General features: G+C 68.6%; 16 protein-coding genes. 1 reads left to right on the top strand and 15 read right to left on the bottom strand.

The genetic code is table 11. From position 1 onward, the window contains the following. Positions 1-2 precede the first annotated feature (2 nt). From Ga0609869_RS10660 to Ga0609869_RS10670, 3 genes are read right to left on the bottom strand one after another with little or no spacing between them, the layout of a single operon-like run. Complete coding sequence (locus Ga0609869_RS10660) at positions 3-1,277, bottom strand: TRAP transporter large permease (protein ID WP_125407006.1); 1,275 nt, start codon at positions 1,275-1,277, stop codon at positions 3-5. Further along, complete coding sequence (locus Ga0609869_RS10665) at positions 1,274-1,771, bottom strand: TRAP transporter small permease (protein WP_125407009.1); 498 nt, start codon at positions 1,769-1,771, stop codon at positions 1,274-1,276. Before Ga0609869_RS10665 ends, Ga0609869_RS10660 begins: the two co-directional genes overlap by 4 nt. 58 nt (positions 1,772-1,829) lie before the next feature. Continuing rightward, positions 1,830-2,822 (bottom strand): TRAP transporter substrate-binding protein, encoded by a 993-nt coding sequence (locus tag Ga0609869_RS10670; RefSeq protein ID WP_125407012.1) that lies wholly within the window; start codon positions 2,820-2,822, stop codon positions 1,830-1,832. A gap of 269 nt (positions 2,823-3,091) precedes the next feature. Between Ga0609869_RS10670 and Ga0609869_RS10675 the strand changes: the two genes are divergently transcribed. Next, positions 3,092-4,531 (top strand): tetratricopeptide repeat protein, encoded by a 1,440-nt coding sequence (locus Ga0609869_RS10675; protein WP_125407014.1) that lies wholly within the window; start codon positions 3,092-3,094, stop codon positions 4,529-4,531. 18 nt (positions 4,532-4,549) lie between these two features. Here the strand turns inward: Ga0609869_RS10675 and Ga0609869_RS10680 are convergent, their stop codons facing one another. The 12 genes from Ga0609869_RS10680 to Ga0609869_RS10735 form a co-directional block, all read right to left on the bottom strand. Next, positions 4,550-4,849 carry a hypothetical protein gene (locus tag Ga0609869_RS10680; RefSeq protein ID WP_125407017.1) on the bottom strand — a complete coding sequence of 100 codons (300 nt, stop codon included), beginning with the start codon at positions 4,847-4,849 and terminating at the stop codon, positions 4,550-4,552. Between the two features lie 215 nt (positions 4,850-5,064). Continuing rightward, positions 5,065-5,973, bottom strand: coding sequence for a glycoside hydrolase family 26 protein (locus Ga0609869_RS10685; protein WP_125407021.1), 909 nt, complete (start codon positions 5,971-5,973; stop codon positions 5,065-5,067). Position 5,974: 1 nt separating this feature from the next. Then, positions 5,975-7,843, bottom strand: coding sequence for a glycosyltransferase family 2 protein (locus tag Ga0609869_RS10690; protein WP_125407024.1), 1,869 nt, complete (start codon positions 7,841-7,843; stop codon positions 5,975-5,977). After that, positions 7,827-8,825, bottom strand: a complete 999-nt coding sequence (gene galE / locus Ga0609869_RS10695) for a UDP-glucose 4-epimerase GalE (protein ID WP_125407027.1) — start codon at positions 8,823-8,825, stop codon at positions 7,827-7,829. Before galE ends, Ga0609869_RS10690 begins: the two co-directional genes overlap by 17 nt. Continuing rightward, complete coding sequence (locus tag Ga0609869_RS10700) at positions 8,825-9,802, bottom strand: UDP-glucuronic acid decarboxylase family protein (RefSeq protein WP_125407030.1); 978 nt, start codon at positions 9,800-9,802, stop codon at positions 8,825-8,827. Before Ga0609869_RS10700 ends, galE begins: the two co-directional genes overlap by 1 nt. Positions 9,803-10,217: 415 nt before the next feature. Beyond that, positions 10,218-10,655: a hydrogenase maturation protease gene (locus Ga0609869_RS10705; RefSeq protein WP_170168849.1), complete on the bottom strand. Its 438-nt coding sequence runs from the start codon at positions 10,653-10,655 to the stop codon at positions 10,218-10,220. Next, positions 10,648-11,934 carry a Ni/Fe hydrogenase subunit alpha gene (locus Ga0609869_RS10710; RefSeq protein WP_125407035.1) on the bottom strand — a complete coding sequence of 429 codons (1,287 nt, stop codon included), beginning with the start codon at positions 11,932-11,934 and terminating at the stop codon, positions 10,648-10,650. Before Ga0609869_RS10710 ends, Ga0609869_RS10705 begins: the two co-directional genes overlap by 8 nt. Continuing rightward, on the bottom strand, positions 11,927-12,694 hold the full coding sequence (locus Ga0609869_RS10715) for an NADH-quinone oxidoreductase subunit B family protein (RefSeq protein WP_211336828.1): 768 nt from the start codon (positions 12,692-12,694) through the stop codon (positions 11,927-11,929). The genes Ga0609869_RS10710 and Ga0609869_RS10715 overlap by 8 nt, the downstream gene beginning before the upstream one ends. Before the next feature lie 2 nt (positions 12,695-12,696). Continuing rightward, complete coding sequence (locus tag Ga0609869_RS10720; protein ID WP_125407038.1) at positions 12,697-13,539, bottom strand: FAD/NAD(P)-binding protein; 843 nt, start codon at positions 13,537-13,539, stop codon at positions 12,697-12,699. Next, positions 13,523-13,990: a cyclic nucleotide-binding domain-containing protein gene (locus Ga0609869_RS10725; RefSeq protein ID WP_125407041.1), complete on the bottom strand. Its 468-nt coding sequence runs from the start codon at positions 13,988-13,990 to the stop codon at positions 13,523-13,525. The genes Ga0609869_RS10720 and Ga0609869_RS10725 overlap by 17 nt, the downstream gene beginning before the upstream one ends. Then, a complete protein-coding gene (locus Ga0609869_RS10730; RefSeq protein WP_125407044.1) occupies positions 13,987-15,093 on the bottom strand; it encodes a 4Fe-4S dicluster domain-containing protein in 1,107 nt (368 codons plus the stop codon). The genes Ga0609869_RS10725 and Ga0609869_RS10730 overlap by 4 nt, the downstream gene beginning before the upstream one ends. 308 nt (positions 15,094-15,401) lie before the next feature. After that, positions 15,402-16,133, bottom strand: coding sequence for a GntR family transcriptional regulator (locus Ga0609869_RS10735; RefSeq protein WP_125407046.1), 732 nt, complete (start codon positions 16,131-16,133; stop codon positions 15,402-15,404). Between the last annotated feature and the right edge of the window lie 21 nt (positions 16,134-16,154).

The raw sequence follows: 16,154 nt of genomic DNA on the forward strand, positions 1-16,154 counted from the left end.
GCCTATAGTTTGAAGGGGATGAAAAGGGCGAGGTCGGGCCAGAGATAGAGCAGCGCCACCAGCGACAGCATCAGCGCGAGAAACGGCAGCGTGCCGAGCGAGACGTCGATCAGGCTCGACCGTGTAACCGACTGGATGACGTAGAGGTTCAGCCCCACGGGCGGCGTGATCAGGGCGCATTCCACCATGACCACCATGAAGATGCCGAACCAGATCGGATCGAACCCCATTCCCATGGCCGCGGGCAGCAGCACCGGCGTCATGATCAGGATCATCGACAGCGCCTCGAAGACGAGCCCCATCAGGAGCAGCACCACGCAGACCAGCACGACGAGGCTCAGCGGCGAGGACACGGTTTCGGCGAGGATCGACGAGATTTCCTGCGGGATGCGGTAAAGCGTGATCGCCTTGCCGAAGACCTTGGCCCCCGCGATGATCAGCAGGATCGCCACGGTGGTGACCATCGAGTCCCATACCGCCTCCCACAGCGCCTTCAGCGACAGGCTGCGCAGGATCAGGCCGGTGATGATCAGGGCCACGGCAAAGCCGATGGCCGCGGCCTCGGTAGGGGTGAAGGCGCCGGAATAGATGCCCGCCAGCACCACGACGGCCAGCAGCAGCGAGGGCAGCGCGCGCCAGGTGGCGGCAAGGCGCTCGGCCCGGCTGGCCTTGGGCGCGGGATCGTACCCGCCGAAGAACTTCGCGTAGATCACCGAATAGGCGATGAACAGCGCGATCAGCGCCAGCCCCGGCCCGATGCCGGCCATGAACAGCGAAATGACGGATTCCTCGGTGACGAACCCGTAGATGATCAGCGGGATCGACGGCGGGATCAGGATGCCCAGCGTGCCGCCGGCGGCCAGAAGGCCATAGACAAAGCGCCGCTGGTAGCCGCGCGAGATCATCTCGGGCGCGGCGACGGTGCCGATGGTGGCGGCCGTCGCCACCGAACTGCCCGAGATCGCGGCGAAGATCCCGCAAGACAGGATCGTGGCGACCGCCATGCCGCCGGGCCAGTGCCCGACCCAGGCCTGCACCGCGGCAAAGAGATCGCGGCCCACGCCGCCCTTCAAAAGGACGTTCGACATCAGCAGGAACAGCGGCACCGCCAACAGGATGAAGCCGTCGAGCGTGGACAGGACCGCCTGCGGCGCCATCAGCGGAGAGAACCCGCCCAGCCACAGCATGCCCAGCCCCAGCGCGCCAAGGGCGAAGGCCACCGGAATGCCGGCCAGCAGCAGCCCGAACAGAAGCGCGAGGATGATCGCGATGGTCATTCGATCATCTCCCCGTCATCGGGCAGCGGCCCGGTCGCGGCGAAAAACGCGTTCTTCAGCGCCGACAAGGTCAGCAGGGCAAAGCCGGCCGGGATCGCCGCCTCGGGCAGCCAGGCGGGCAGGTCCAGCATCGAGCCGGTGGTCCGGCCGCGTTCAAAGCTGTCGTGGAAGATGGCATAGCCGAACCACAGCACCACCGCGCTGAACCCCGCGACGACCAGCATCGCCGCGACCTCCAGCCCCCGCCGCAGCCCGGTCGGCAAGAGCTGCGTCAGTGCCGTCACGCGGATATGACGCCGCGCCGACAGCACCCAGGGCGCGGCCAGGGGGCAGGCCCAGATCAGGCAAAGCTGGCTGAGTTCGGCCGCCCAGATCGTCGGCGCCGTGAAGAAATAGCGCGCGACGACCTCGTAGCTGAGCATCGCGCCGGTCGCGGCAAGCAACACCGCCGCCACCCGTGCGGCGTAGAGTTCCACGGTATCCAGAAGACGCATGGGCGCCCTTTCCAATGGAGGGCGGCCCGCCGACGGGGTCGGCGGGCCGGGGCGTCGGTCAGAAGTCCCGGGCGGCCTCCAGCATTGCCTTCCCGGTGTCGCCGGTGCGCTCGAGGAAGGTGTCGTAGACCGGCTGAGATGCCTCTTTCCAGGCGGCGATCTCGTCGGCCGTCGGCGTGTAGATGGTCATCCCGTTCTCCTCGGCCGCGGCATAGGCGGCGGCCTCGATGCCGGCCATCTCTTCGCGCACGGTGTCCTCGGCCTTTTTCGCGGCGGCCTCGATGATCTCCTTGTGCGCGTCGGGCAGCCCGTCCCAGAACTCGGTATTCACCACCACGATGAACTCGATATCGGCGTGGTTGGTCACCGTGATCGTGTCCATCACCTCCCACAGCGAACGCGACTGCACGCCCGAAACACCGGTCATGCCGATATCGACGGTGCCGCGCTGGTAGGCCAGGTATTGCTCGGAGCCCGAGATGATGGTCGGCGCGCCGCCCGTGGCCTGGACGAAATCGCCCAGCGTTTTCGAGAACACGCGGACCTTCTTGCCCTCCATGTCGGCGGGCGATTTGATCGGGCCGCCATTCGACAGCATGATCGCCCCGCCATAGGCCTGCCACCACAGCACGGTCGACCCGGTGTCCTTGATCGCCGCGTCGATGGGGCTGCGGATCGGGCTGTCGGGCGAGACGGCCTTGCGCACCTTTTCCTCGGTGTCGAACAGGAACGGCTGATAGAACACGTCGACCGCCGGGATGTCGCCGACATAGCGGGTCAGCGAGGCCACGCCCATCTCGATCGAGCCGGAGCCAACCGCCTGCGGCACCTCGTTATCCTTGTAAAGCTGGGCCGAGTCGTAGATTTCCACCGCGATATCGCCGTTCGAGGCGGATTCGACCTCGTCCTTGAACAGCGCGAGGTTCTGCCCGAGATGCGATTTCAGCGGCAATTGAAGCGTGATGCGCAGGGTCGTTTCGGCGGCCTCGGCGGCGAAGGTGCCCATGGCCAGCGCGACGGCCGAAACCGCCCCCAGAACGGTGTGTTTCATCGGTATAGTCCTCCCGGAGTTTTTCTTTTTTGGTTTAGAAAGGATGCAGAAAGCGGCTGCGATAACAAGAGGTCTCTGGCAAGAAACCATCCCCGGGCAGGCAGGGCAGGCAAACCGATGATACGCAACTCGACGTGCCGCCACCGGCCGGTTCGGCTGTCGCTCTTCACCGCCGGGCTGCGCCACGTCCTCTCTGGCCCCGGGGCCTGCGCGCCGGTACGATTTCGGCGCATCATTCCATTTCCGCGTCAAGATCGGGAGGGACGGACATGAGGCGGCAGGTTTGGGCGGCGGGGCGCGGTGCGCTTTGGGCCGCGTGCGTCGCGCTGGCGGCGGTGCCGATGGCGGGCGCGCAGTCGCTCGACCTTCAGGGGCTGCGCGCCGCCGCCGGCCAAGGCGAACTGGCGGCGCAGCGGACGCTGGGCGAGGCGCTGGTTTTCGGCATCGGGGGCGCTGGGCAGGATATCGGGGCTGGCCGGCGCCTTCTGGAGGCGGCCGCGGCATCGGGCGACGCGCAGGCCAAGGCCAGCCTCGGCAAGATGCTGCTGGACGGCTATTACATGCCCGCCGAGCCCGAAAAGGCCGTGGCCCTTCTGCAGGACGCGGCGTCGGCGGGCGTTGCACAGGCCCGGACGACCCTCGGCATGGCGTTGCTGTGGGGCGGCGCGGTCGACCCCGACCCGGCGCGGGCGCAAGCCCTGCTGCGCCAGGCGGCAGGGCAGGGCGATGTCGAGGCGCTGAGCGTTCTCGGAGAGCAACTGGTGGGCGGCTGGGTTCTGGACCAGGACACCGAGGCCGGCCGCGCCATGCTGGAACTGGCGGTGTCGAAGGGCGGTTCCCGGGCTGCCGTCGCGCTGGGCTCGTTCCTGCTTTACGGCGACAGGCTGCCGGCCGACCGTGGCCGCGCGCTGGCGCTCTTCGAACGGGCGGCCGTGGGCGGCGATGGCGCTGGGCTGGAGCGCTACGGCGAATGGATGATGTGGGGCGAACGCGGTGCCGCCGAGGCCGAGGCCTATCTGCGTCGCGCCGGCGGGCTGGGCCGGGGCCGGGCCTGGACGGTGCTGGCCGAGGGGGCGATGTACGGCTACCTGCAACCCCGATCTCGGGCCAAGTTCGACGCCTTCGCCGAAAAGGCGCGCGCCGCCGGGCAAGAGCGCATCGCGGTGCTGGAGGCCGAGCGGCAGATGTGGGGCATCAGCATGCGCGCCAGCGGTCCCAGGACGATCGCCCGCCTTGAAAAGGCCGCCGAATCGGGCAATGCCACCGCGCTGAAATACCTGATCGCGCTGGTGCGTGACGGCAACCGGTTGAATGTGCGCAAACGGCCCGACCGGGCGCGGGGCTATATCGACCGGTTCTCGGTTCTGCTGACGCCGCGCGAGGCCGCGCAGCTTGAGGTTACCGTCGATGCGGCCGAGGCGACCGGCCCGTCCGCCTATGGACGGATCGCCGCTGCGCTGGGCGAGCGTCCCGAGCTCAAGTCGGTTTGGTTTGGCAAAGCGCTGTTCGCGGCCAACCCGAATGTCGCGGTCTATCTGCTTCAGGCCGACATGAAGCGGCGGGGCATCTACCGCGGGGCGCTTAACGGACTGGCCACGCGGCCGACCTTGCGGGCGCTCTGGCAGGACTGCATGACGCTGAAAGAGACCGCGCGTTGCGGCGACAGCGTCATGCATCCCGAGGTGATCGGTGCGCTTCTGGCGCGTTAGGCGGCGGTGAAAACGGTCTTACCGCGCGAAGCAGCGGGATTTCTGGCCGAAGCCGCTGGCCGAGCAGATATAGGTGCCGCGCCCATGCCGGGTGTCCAGCGCCTGGGCAAGGTTGCGCTTGCGCTCCGCCTCGGCCTTCGACCTGGCGCCGCGGTCGGGGCTCAGCCAGTCCGCCACCGAGGCCGACCCCGCGGCCACCGCCGGCAGTTCGCCCTTGGCCGCTGCAGGCACGGGCGCGACCATAAGCGCCGAGACAAGGGCGAGCGCGGCGCCGCCGCGCCGTGAAGTCGAGTTGCACGAGAAGATCCGTTGGGTCATGGCGATGGCCTTTCGTTCACGTTACCACATCGGCGCTGCGCCCCGCTCGCGGCACCTGGGCCGCGACGGGCGGCGCGCCGCGCGATGTCAGCAAAAAGGCTATTTTCGGTTCCGGGCGATTTTGTGGTCGAATCGCCCCCGCCGCTACCCCGGATTGGAAACACACCGTTTCCGGCCTGGCCGGGGCCGCCACGCCCCGGCCTTCGGCGGCCGGCTCAGTCGCCGACTACATGCGCCTCGAACTTCCAGTTCGGGCGGCCATAGCCGTCGGGCCACGGGTAGACCTCGACCTGGTTGAAATAGACGACGGCCACGACATTGGGGAATTGCGGATAGTCGAGGCGCACCTCGGAATCCCATTTCGCAACGTAATCGGCATCGCCCACATAGCCCAGTTCGGCCACGACGACGGGCTTGCCGAAGCCCTCGACCCGCTCGTATCGCGGGCCCAGGATGTCGGCAAAGCTTCGCTCCTGCCCGAGAATACCGCGCTCCCAGGCCTGCAGGCCGAAAACCGACAGCCCGACGATGTCGACATAATCGTCGCCGGGATAGTACTCGGCGAGGTTTTCATAGCCCAGTGGCGACCACATGAAGTTCACGTCGGGCGCGTTGGCGCGGCAGATGTCGACCATCCGGCGGTAGGCGTCGATATAGGTGGCGGGTTCCCAGTTCGACCAGATGAACTGGCCGCTCTCGTCCTCCATCTCCTGCGCCCAGCGCACGGTGACCGGGCTTTCGAAAAGGTTCAGCACCGCGCAGATCGAGCTCATGTACCTGTCGTAGTCGCCGCTTGAGATGCCGGCCCTCAGCGCCTCGGGGGTATTGCGCTCGCTGCGGTTCCAGGTCCAGGGCTCGATGGTGGCCAGCACCGACCGGCCGCGTTCCAGCGCGTAGGCGTCGGCCTCGATGAGGCTCGGCAGGAATACGTCCTCCCAGGGCAGGAACAGGTGCTCGATGGTCACCTCCGCGTCATCGGCGAAGACGCCCTCGGGGTCGTAGACGCCGAAGGGCTTGTCGCCCTCGGGCGCGGCCTGCGCCGGCGACGCGAGGACTGCCAGCATGGAAAGGGCCGCCGCAGCGGCGCGGGCGTCGGCTTGGTTGCGCGTGTTTTTCGCAGTCATGTCATGGCCTCCTGATTTGGTCGCCGATCTTGTCCAGCCGGTCGGCGATTGCGCTGAAATCGAAAACGTACTGAAGCGTGCCCGGCTCCCCGGCGCCTGCGCCGGAGACGACGAAACGTGCCTCGACGAACTGGAACGGGCCCAGCCCGGCCGAAAGATAATGCAACCCCTGCATCCCCCGCGCCCCGCCGGCGGCCAGCACCAGCGCCACCAGCCCCGCGACGGTGGCGCCCTGCAGCAGGCGCCGTGCCGGGTGGGCGAGGATGGAAATATCGTTTTCGCGCAGGTGATGGATCACCGCGGCCGCAACGAGGGCCGTGTAGAGCGCGGCGTTGACGAGCGAGAGCAGGTAGAAGCCAGCGGCGTTCTCGACGCCATCCACCAGCAGGACCGGCAGGCCCGCGGCCAGCGCCAGCACGATGTAAGGGGCGATCACGGGGAAGGGCAGCTCGGCCCGCGCCGCCGCGTCGCCCTTGGGGGTGATGCGGAAATCGACGAAACCGCCCGCCAGCCGGTCGCGCACCGCCATCGCGCATCCCCACAGCACCCAGGGCCACTGGGCGCAGACGAAAAGCGCGCGTTCCCAGCTTATTACGCTGGCGTCGGCCGGCCGGAACAACCCGTCCGCCCGGACCTGGAAAGCGATCCACACCAGCACAAGCATCGGCGGTACGCTGTGGGCCAGGAACCCGGGATAGGTGACATCGGCGAAGCGCACATCGGCCATAACCGCCCAGACCGGCAGGGCGAAGGCCACCAGCATGAAGACCGCGAAGAGCGGGTACCAGAGCTGCGAGAACAGGAACTGGAACTTCAGCAGCGGCGAAAGCCCGCCGAAATACCGCGGCGTGTAGCGCAAAAGCAGGCTGACGAGGCTGCGCGACCACTGGAATTCCTGGGTCAGCATGTCGGCCAGCGTGGCCGGCCCGTCGCCGATGGCGATGGCGTCGATGGCATGAACGCCGCGCCAGCCGCCCGCGTTCATGATCATCGAAGTGGAATGGTCCTCGGCCAGTTCCGGCCCCAGCCCGCCGACCTGCTTCAGCGCCCTTGTGCGCACCGCGTAATGCGACCCGATGCACATCGGTGCCCATCCGCGGCTATAGCCCGCCTGAAGCGCGCCGTGAAACATCGCCTCGGAATAAAGCCGCGTGCGGGCCGCCCAGCTTTGCCCGGCATTGCGCGCGCAGATGCTGGGTGCGCTGACATAGCCCACGGCCGAGTCGGCGAAGGGCCGCAGGATGGCGCGCAGATAGCCCGGCCGGGGCGTGTGGTCGGCGTCGAACTGGGCGACGAAGTCGTAGTCGCGATAGCCCACCGTGTCGTAGAAGAACGCCAGGTTGCCTTCCTTGCAGCGGGTGCGGCGGGGCCATTCGGCGCGGTGATAGTCGTCGCGCCCCTTGCGGGTGGTGACCTTCACGCCATGCGCGGCGCACCAGTTCAGCGTTTCCGGCGCCGGGTCCTCGTCGGCCAGCCAGGTGTCGTGGGGATAGTCCTGGGCCAGCATCGCCTCAAGCGTGCGCCGCACCACGGCGAAGGGCTCCGACGGGGTCTTGGTGACGATCATCGCCACGCGCGGACGGCCCAGCGCCGCGACGGGATCGGCGGCGATGCTGGCGCGGGGGAAGATCGCCAGGAAATAGAGCTGCAGCAGGGTGATCCATCCCAGTACGGCAGTCACCAGCCAGTAGCGCAGCGGGTCGATGTTGTGGGCGGGCTGCAACCACCACGCCCAGAAATGGGCGATGAGCGCGAGCCAGAGCGCAATGGCCAGCGCGTATTTCACCTTCTGGCGGCGGCCGAGCAGCGGGGTGAGATGGGCCCGTGCCGCCGGCGGCGGTTTGCTCAGGATCTCAAGCGCGCTCTTCATGGCGTTTCTCCACGCCGAAGCTGGGGGCGGCATGGCGCACGATCGTCTCTATACCCGAATGCTGCGGGGCAAAGCCCAGCATCCGCCGCGCCCGGCCCGCATCGGCCACCAGCGCGGGCGGATCGCCCGGGCGCCTTGGGCAGAGCCGCGTGGGCACGCTGCGCCCGGTGACGCGCCGGACCGCGTCCAGCACCTCGAAGATCGACTGGCCGTGGCCGGTGCCCAGGTTCAGTTCCAGATCGGCGCCGCCGCCCAGCAGGTGGGTCAGCGCCAGCCGGTGCCCGTCGGCAAGGTCCGCGACATGAATGTAGTCGCGGATGCATGTGCCGTCGGGCGTCGGATAGTCGGTGCCGTAGACATCGAGCCGGGGAATGCGCCCCGCCGCGGCCATCAGCGCCAGCGGAATGAGATGCGTCTCGGGGACGTGCTTTTCCGACAGCTCGCCCGCCGGGTCGGCGCCGGCGGCGTTGAAATAGCGCAAGATCGCGTGGTGCATCCCGTAGGCGCGGGCATAGTCGATCAGCACCTGTTCGCCGATCAGCTTGGTCCGGCCATAGGGGTTGATCGGCCGCTGCGGCGCGTCTTCGCAGATCGGCACCGCGTCGGGGATGCCGTAGGTCGCGCAACTGCTGGAGAAGATCACCTTGTCCACGCCCGCCTCGCGGCAGGCGCGCAGCACCGACAGAAGGCCGCCCACGTTGGCGTCGTAATAGATCTCCGGCTGCTCGACGGATTCGCCCACATAGGCGTAGGCCGCGAAATGGATCACCGCCGACACGCGATGTTGCCGCAAGGCCGCGGCCACGCGCGCGGTGTCGCGCGTATCGGCCTCGACGAACGGGCCCCAGCGCACGTCCTGCCGATTGCCGCGCGAGAGGTTGTCCAGCGTCACCGGCAGATATCCCGCCCCCGCCAGCGCCTTGCAGGTGTGGCTGCCGATGAACCCGGCACCGCCGGTCACGAGGATCGCGGGCGTCGACATCACGAAACCCGTTCGGCGGTCTCTTCGGCGCGGGTCAGAAGCGCGGCGAAATAGGCGATGGTCCGGTCCAGGCCCTCCGACAGCGGCACCCGCGGCTCCCACCCCAGCCGGGTGCGGGCAGAGGTGATGTCGGGCTTGCGCCGGTGCGGGTCGTCCTGGGGCAGGTCGCGATAGACAATGCGCGGGCTCGCGCCGGTCTTGTCCAGCACCAGCCGCGCCAGTTCGCCCACCGTGAATTCGCCGGGATTGCCCATGTTGACCGGCATGTAGGTCTCGGGCCCCGAGGCCATCAGCCGGCACAGGCCATCCACCAGGTCGTCGACATAGCAGAACGAGCGCGTCTGTTCGCCGTCGCCGTAGACGGTCAGATCCTGCCCGGTCAGTGCCTGGACGATGAAGTTCGACACCACGCGCCCGTCATCGGGGCTCATGCGCGGGCCGTAGGTGTTGAAGATGCGCGCGATCCTGGTCTCGACGCCGAAACGCTCATGGAAGTCGTGAAACAGCGTCTCGGCGGCGCGCTTGCCCTCGTCGTAGCACGAGCGCGGCCCGACGGTGTTGACGTTGCCGAAATAACGCTCCGGCTGGGGCGACACCGAGGGGTCGCCATAGACTTCGGAGGTCGAGGCCTGAAGGATCTTGGCATTCTTTTCGCGGGCCATCTCCAGCATGTTCATCGCGCCGTAGACGCTGGTCTTGAAGGTGTGGAGAGGGTCCAGCTCGTATTTGATCGGCGAGGCCGGGCAGGCGAGGTTGTAGATCTGGTCGATCTCGCCCCCGAAGGCCAGGGGCTCGATGATGTCGTGCTCGATGAATTCGAAGCTGCGGCGCCCCATCAGCTGGGTGACGTTCGACTTGCTGCCGGTGACCAGGCTGTCGATGCAGATCACGCGATTGCCGGCTTCGATCAGCCGGTCGCAGAGGTGCGAGCCCAGAAAACCCGCCCCGCCCGTCACCAGGATTGTCTTTCCGCTCATTTCACTGCCCCGTTTTTTTTCTGCCCTGTTTTTCTATGCGAGCAGGATAGCGGGCCGCGCAAGCGGTTTTGCGGAGGAACTTGGGTGTTTTTACGGCGTTGGAAAGGTGCTTGCGAGAGGCAGCACTGGCCACCGCCGCCGCCGTTTATGTCGAGGAAACATTGGGTTCGGTCGAATAGTCATGACCGACCGGACCCGGTTTTCGGGCGGGCCCGTGGCCCTCTCGTCGGGATCGGCCCGAAGTTATGTCGCGGTCCGGAACGGTCGCCTGTTGCCCGGCCACGCAGGTCCGAACCGCCTGGTTGCGCGTCACCGCCCCGTCAAGGTCCGGTCCGTGCCGGTCTGACGCGGCCAAGGCCGGGTCATCCGGTCGGGTCGGGCGCACGGGTTGCGCCCCGCCACGTCCAGATGTCGCTTACCCTGCATCCAGCCGGTCCACCGCCGCTTTCGCCGCGGTGCTCACCGCCGGGCTCAGCCCCTCGCCGGGGGCGAAATCGGCGCCTTCGATGCCGAGGATCGACAGCCGCGGCGGCAGAAGGCCCAGCAACCGCGCGGTTTCGACCGCCTCGGCCAGGCCGAAGCTGTGGGTCGAGCGGCGGAACCTCGTGCCGCCCACGGGGCCCGCGGCTGCATCGAGCGTCAGGATCGTTCCGGGCGCCGCGCCGGTCTCGGTCGCGTCGATCAGCGTGACGGCCCCGCGTCCCCGGAAAAGCTCGATCAGCCCCGCGCCGTCGCCGCCATGGGTCAGTGCCCTGTGGCCGCGCCGCGCCAGTTCGTCCGCCACCCAGGGCCCGACCCCGTCATCGCGCCGGAACGGGTTGCCGACGCCGATGAAAAGCGGCGCCTCAGACACGCTCGATGGTCGGTCTGAGCGCATGGGTCGCGCAGGAGATGCACGGGTCGTGGTTGCGGATCGCCTGTTCGCACCGCCATTGCAGCGCAGCGTCGTCCAGATCGAGAAAGCGACCCGCGACGCGGGCGAGATCGTCTTCGATCTGCTTCTGGTTCTGCGAGGTGGGCGGCACGATGGCGGCGCTCAGGATGCGGCCCTCGTCGTCCAGCGTGTAGCTGTGATGACAGATGCCGCGCGGCGCCTCGGTGCAGCCATGCCCCGTGCCGGCGCGGCGCGGCGCCACCACCGCCGGCGGGTCGGGCGGCACGTAGCCACGGGCCAGCCGCAGCGCCTCTTCGCAGGCATATTGCACCTCGACCATCCGCACGAGGATCGACCGGAACGGGTTGCGCTCGACCGGGCCGAGGCCCGCGGCCGCCGCGGTGTCGCGGCAACTGTCGCTGAGGCGCGCGAAATTGTTGGCGTAGCGCGCGAGCGGCCCGACGAGGTAGGGTGCATCGCCGTGGCGGGCATGGAGCGCGGTCGAGCGCGCCACCTGTTCCTCGGCAAAATGCTCGGCAAAGGCCTCCACACCGATATCGAGCCCCCGGTTCGACCCGATGCGGCCCAGCTCGATCGGGTAGGTCTCGGGGTGGACCAGCGAGACGAAGGTGTAATCGGCCTCGTCCTGGGGAAAGTCGAACCCTGCGAAATCGAGCGTCATGTCGCGGGCCGCGCCGATGCCCCATTCCAGCTCGGGGATCAGCGCGGCGATACGCTCGGGGTCGGGCGCGCGCCAGAACCCGCCGATGCGGGTGTTGACCGGGTGCACCGCCCGGCCGCCGATCACCTCCATCAACTCGTTGCCCAGCTTTTTCAGGCGCAGCGCGGTTTTCACCAGATCGGGGCGCAGGCGGGCGATTTCGAACGCGTCCTCCAGCCCCAGGAAATCGGGCGCGTGCAGCATCGCCGCGTGCAACACGTGGCTCTGGATCCACTCGCCGCAATATAGCAGCCGGCGCAGGGCGGCGATTTCGGGGGTCACCGTCACCCCCAGCGCCGCCTCCATCGCCTGGTTGGCGCTGGTGATATAGGCCACTGGGCAGATGCCGCAGATGCGCGAGGTGATGTCGGGCGCGTCGGCCGCGTCGCGCCCGCGCAAGAGCGCCTCGAAAAACCGCGGCGGCTCGAAGATGCGGAACTCGGCCGCCTCGACGCCGCTTGGGCCGATCTTCAGCTTGATCGCCCCTTCGCCCTCGACGCGGGCCAGCGCATCGACCTTGATGGTGCGTTCAGCCATTGCCCTGTCCCCCTTCGGCAAAGGCAGGCGCGGCGGCGGTGAAGCTGCGCAGCGCGTCGCGGATCTGCCGCGCGTCGAGGCCCAGCTCGGCGAACCGCGCGGTCATCGCGGCGACATTGGCGCCCTCCACCGGGCCGAAACAGCCGTAGCAGCCGCGCCCGACCCTGGGGCAGAGGTTGCCACAGCCGGCAAGGGTGACGGGGCCGAGGCAGGGCTGGCCTTCGGCCACCATCACGCAGGCCGTGCCATGCGCCTTGCACTCGACGCACTGGGCGAATTTCGGCAGGCGCGGCCGGCGCCCGGCCAGGACGGCCGTGACCAGCTCGACAAGCTGGTATTTCGAGATCGGGCAGCCGTGGAGTTCGATGTCCACCGGCACATGCGCCGAGATCGGGGTCGAGGTGGCCAGCACGTCCAGATAGTCCGGGCGCGGGTAGACGGCCGCGGCCATCCCGTCGAGATCGGCGAAGTTGCGCAGGGACTGGATGCCGCCCGCGGTGGCGCAGGCGCCGATCGCCACCAAGCTGTGCGACTGCGCGCGGATATGCTTGATCCGCTCGGCATCCTCGGGCGTGGTGATCGACCCCTCGACCAGCGACAGGTCGTAGGGCCCGGCGACGCTCTTGCGGCTCGCCTCGGGGAAATGGGCGATCTCGATGGCCCCCGCGATGGCCAGAAGCTCGTCCTCGCAATCGAGCAGGCTCAGCTGGCAGCCGTCGCAGGAGGCGAATTTCCAGACCGCGAGGGTGGGGCGTGCCATGGTCAGATCTCCCGCAGGGTCAGCCGGGCGGCGATCCGGTCGTAGCGCAGGACCGGGCCGTCGCGGCAGATGAAATCGGGGCCGTACTGGCAATGGCCGCAAAGCCCGATGCCGCATTTCATGTTGCGCTCCATCGACAGCCAGATGCGGTCCGGCGGCACGCCGGCATCGCTCAGCGCTTGTGCGGTGGCGCGCATCATTACCTCGGGCCCGCACAGGAAGGCCGAAACCGCCGCCGGGTCGTGCCCCGCCAGCGCCGGGGGCAGGCAGCCGATCACCGTACCCACGCGCCCCGTCCAGCCCGGCGCGGCATGATCGACGGTCAGGTAGACCGGCGTGCCCTCCGCCGCCCAGGCGGACAGCTCGCCCGCGTAGAGCAGCGTGTCGGGCGACCTTGCGCCGTGGACGACCGAGACGGCGCCCGGCTGCGCCGCGGCTGCCAGGATTGCCGGGCGCAGCGGAGCGAGGCCGAGACCGCCGGCGACCGCCAGAAGGTGGCGCCCGGCCTGGTCCGCCACGGGCCAGCCGGTGCCGAACGGGCCGCGCAGCCCCAGCTCGGCTCCGGCTTCCATGGCCGTCAGCGCCCGTGTGGTGGCCCCCACGGCGCGGATCGTGTGCATCGGACGGCCGGCCTCGTCGTGACCCGAGAGCGAGATCGCGGCCTCGCCGATGCCGAAGGCGTAAAGCATGTTGAATTGTCCGGGCGCGCCCCCGGACAGGGCGCCTGCCACGGGCTCCAGCGTCAGCGTTGCGACATCGGCACCCTCGGCCTGCGCGGAGGCGACGCGGCAGCGGACCGGCAGCATGGGTGCAGCGCCGTCCATCGCCTCAGCCCCCGCTGCCATAGAGATCGAGCAGCCGCATCCGTTGGGCGCGCATCCGCTGCGCCACATGGGGGGCCCAGGCCCTGAAAAAGGCATAGCCAACCGCCGGGATCGCGTCGCATTTCTCGCGCAGGCAGGCGGCGTCGAGGCTGAGCGCCCGCACATTTGACAGAGCCCGCGCATCGGCCATGTGCCGGTAGGGCGCGACGAGCCAGCTAACCCCCAGCAGATCGCCCGGATGCAGGGTTTCCATGATCATCGGCGGCTGGCCCGGCGTCGCCATCTCGACCGCCACGTCGCCGGCGCGCAGCAGGAACACCTTGTCGGCCGTCTCTCCCTCGCGCAGGACCAGCGCGCCCGAGTCGAACTGCTCGGTCCGGGCACAGCCCGCCAATTCGTCCAGCGTGGCCCCATCGAAACGGGCAAAGAGGGGATGCTCGGCCAGAAGCTCGCGGATCGTGCGCAGGGTCATGCGGGGGTCTCCTCGGTCGAAAGCGCGCGGGCCTCTTGGGTGATGTCGATCCCGACCGGGCACCAGGCGATGCAGCGCCCGCAGCCGACGCAGCCGGATTCGCCGAACTGGTCGTGCCAGCTCGACAGCTTGTGGGTCATCCACTGGCGATAGCGCGCGCGGGTCGATGCGCGCACTGCGCCGCCGCCCACCAGGCTGAACTCTGGCGAAAAGCAGCTGTCCCAGTGCCGCCACCGCTCGGCATGATCTCCCGTCAGGTCGGTCACGTCCTCGACGTCGGAACAAAAGCAGGTGGGGCAGGCCAGCGTGCAATTGGCGCAGGCCAGGCAGCGTGCGGCCACGTCGTCCCAGGCCGGGTGCTCGGGCGCGCTGCGCAATGTCCCGGCGATGCCGGCGGGCATGTGCCTTGTCTGGGTTTCGGCGGTCCGGCGGGACATCGCGGCAGCCGCGGCAAGATCGTCCTCGGTCGCCGGGATTGCATCCAGACGCGCGGCCAGCGCCGCACCCGCCGTGCTGCCGGTCTCGACGACGAAGCGCCCGTCAAGCTCGCTCAGCGCAAGGTCAAAGCCCTGCTCGGCCCGCGGCCCGGTGCCCATCGAGGCGCAAAAGCAGGTGGGGGCGGCACGGGCGCAATTGACGGCCACGATCAGCACGGCGGCGCGGCGGTGCGCATAGGCAGGGTCGCCGGGGCCGGTGGAAAACACCCTGTCCTGCCGGGCGATGGCGGCCAGATCGCAGGGCCGCACGCCGAAGAACGCGGTTTTCGGCCAGGGCTGGGGGGCGTCGTCAAAGGTGACGGCCTGTCCCTCTCGCTGCGCCGACCACAGCTTTTCGCGCGGCGGGAATAGCCACTCCTTCCAACCGCCGGGGCCGATCACGTGGTCGAACCAGCGTCCGGGCGGCCCGTCGACCAGGCGGCAATGGCCGGGCCCCAACTCATCGACCCGGCCGCGCGGCAACGCGTCCGCCGAGGCAATTTCGCGTGTTACCAGCGCGCCGTCACGCTCGACCGCGGCGATGACACGCCAGCCATCCTCGCGCAGCAGGCGCACAACCTGCTGCGGTCCATCGATCGTCACGGCACTGTCGGTTGCGAAGTCCATCCAGGCGTCCTCCCCGCCGGTGCGATTTCGCCAATCGGGCACGCCCCCCCGCACAAGCGGCAGCATACCCGCCACCGAAGTGTATCGGCCCAAGCGCCTGTACGAGTTGATCTGGATCAGGCGTGAGCTGTCTTCTGTCGACGGCCCCGTTCTGCGCGCAGCGAACCGAGCGGTGGCGTCAAAGGGCAGCCCGCCCTCGCTGCGATCCGTGCGCGCCTGTCTGATCGCATCGGCCGTCTGCCTTGTGCAATCAGCCCGTCCTGTGCCGTGGGCGCGGATCGTGCCAAGATGGGGGCAGCGCTGCCCGTTTAGGTCTTGAAAAAGTCGGGGTGCTTGTCGCGCAGCGCCTCGATACGCTTGATGGTCTGGCCCAGATGCGTCCGGAGCGCCCCGATGGCGCCGTCGGCGTCTCCCGCCTCCAGCATTGCGACGATCTCTTTGTGCTCCTTGACGATCCGGGACAGCTTGTCGGTGTCCCACATGTCGAGCCGCCGCAACCGGTCGAGATGGCCCGAATGCGAGCGGATGATCGTATGAAGCCCCGGATGCCCGGCGGCCGCGATCATGGTCTGGTGAAAGGTTTCGTCGAGCCCCTGGAAGGTGCCGGTCTGGCGGTCCTGTCCGATGACCGTTTCCTGCAGGCTGACGATCATCTTGAGTCTGTCGAGCTGGGCGGGGGTGATCGTCGCGGCCAGTTCGCGCACCACCTCGACCTCGATGGCGCGGCGCAGGAAATGCGCCTCTGCGATGCGGTCCGGGTCGATGCGGGTGACGACCGTTCTCGACTGCGGCTGGATATCGACCAGCCCCTCGCTTTCGAGCACCTGCAGCGCGTCCCTGACGGGGGTCTGGCTGACATCGTATTCGCGTGCGAGTTCGGTTCGGCTGAGCACCGTGTCGGGCGGCAGTTGCAGCGAAATGATCCGGCGACGAAGCGAATCCAGCGTGCGTGCCGCCGCCGACCGGGGCACGTTGTCGGCATCGGCATCGGATCCGCCGAGACGGGACAACACGTCGGGAAGCAGAGCGTCGTCGTTCATCGAAAACCCCGAAAATCTTTC

Origin of the sequence: Rhodovulum iodosum (genome assembly GCF_041020385.1) — a bacterium.
In the GTDB taxonomy this organism is placed as follows: Bacteria; Pseudomonadota; Alphaproteobacteria; order Rhodobacterales; family Rhodobacteraceae; genus Rhodovulum; species Rhodovulum iodosum.

Excerpts from the sequence above, each read along its gene's own strand:
- Ga0609869_RS10725 (WP_125407041.1), bottom strand. The coding sequence starts at position 13,990 with ATGACCCTGCGCACGATCCGCGAGCTTCTGGCCGAGCATCCCCTCTTT.
- Ga0609869_RS10670 (WP_125407012.1), bottom strand. The coding sequence starts at position 2,822 with ATGAAACACACCGTTCTGGGGGCGGTTTCGGCCGTCGCGCTGGCCATG.
- Ga0609869_RS10730 (WP_125407044.1), bottom strand. The coding sequence starts at position 15,093 with ATGGACTTCGCAACCGACAGTGCCGTGACGATCGATGGACCGCAGCAG.
- Ga0609869_RS10680 (WP_125407017.1), bottom strand. The coding sequence starts at position 4,849 with ATGACCCAACGGATCTTCTCGTGCAACTCGACTTCACGGCGCGGCGGC.
- Ga0609869_RS10675 (WP_125407014.1), top strand. The coding sequence starts at position 3,092 with ATGAGGCGGCAGGTTTGGGCGGCGGGGCGCGGTGCGCTTTGGGCCGCG.
- galE (WP_125407027.1), bottom strand. The coding sequence starts at position 8,825 with ATGTCGACGCCCGCGATCCTCGTGACCGGCGGTGCCGGGTTCATCGGC.
- Ga0609869_RS10700 (WP_125407030.1), bottom strand. The coding sequence starts at position 9,802 with ATGAGCGGAAAGACAATCCTGGTGACGGGCGGGGCGGGTTTTCTGGGC.
- Ga0609869_RS10665 (WP_125407009.1), bottom strand. The coding sequence starts at position 1,771 with ATGCGTCTTCTGGATACCGTGGAACTCTACGCCGCACGGGTGGCGGCG.
- Ga0609869_RS10715 (WP_211336828.1), bottom strand. The coding sequence starts at position 12,694 with ATGGCACGCCCCACCCTCGCGGTCTGGAAATTCGCCTCCTGCGACGGC.
- Ga0609869_RS10685 (WP_125407021.1), bottom strand. The coding sequence starts at position 5,973 with ATGACTGCGAAAAACACGCGCAACCAAGCCGACGCCCGCGCCGCTGCG.
- Ga0609869_RS10660 (WP_125407006.1), bottom strand. The coding sequence starts at position 1,277 with ATGACCATCGCGATCATCCTCGCGCTTCTGTTCGGGCTGCTGCTGGCC.
- Ga0609869_RS10735 (WP_125407046.1), bottom strand. The coding sequence starts at position 16,133 with ATGAACGACGACGCTCTGCTTCCCGACGTGTTGTCCCGTCTCGGCGGA.
- Ga0609869_RS10720 (WP_125407038.1), bottom strand. The coding sequence starts at position 13,539 with ATGGCAGCGGGGGCTGAGGCGATGGACGGCGCTGCACCCATGCTGCCG.
- Ga0609869_RS10710 (WP_125407035.1), bottom strand. The coding sequence starts at position 11,934 with ATGGCTGAACGCACCATCAAGGTCGATGCGCTGGCCCGCGTCGAGGGC.
- Ga0609869_RS10690 (WP_125407024.1), bottom strand. The coding sequence starts at position 7,843 with ATGAAGAGCGCGCTTGAGATCCTGAGCAAACCGCCGCCGGCGGCACGG.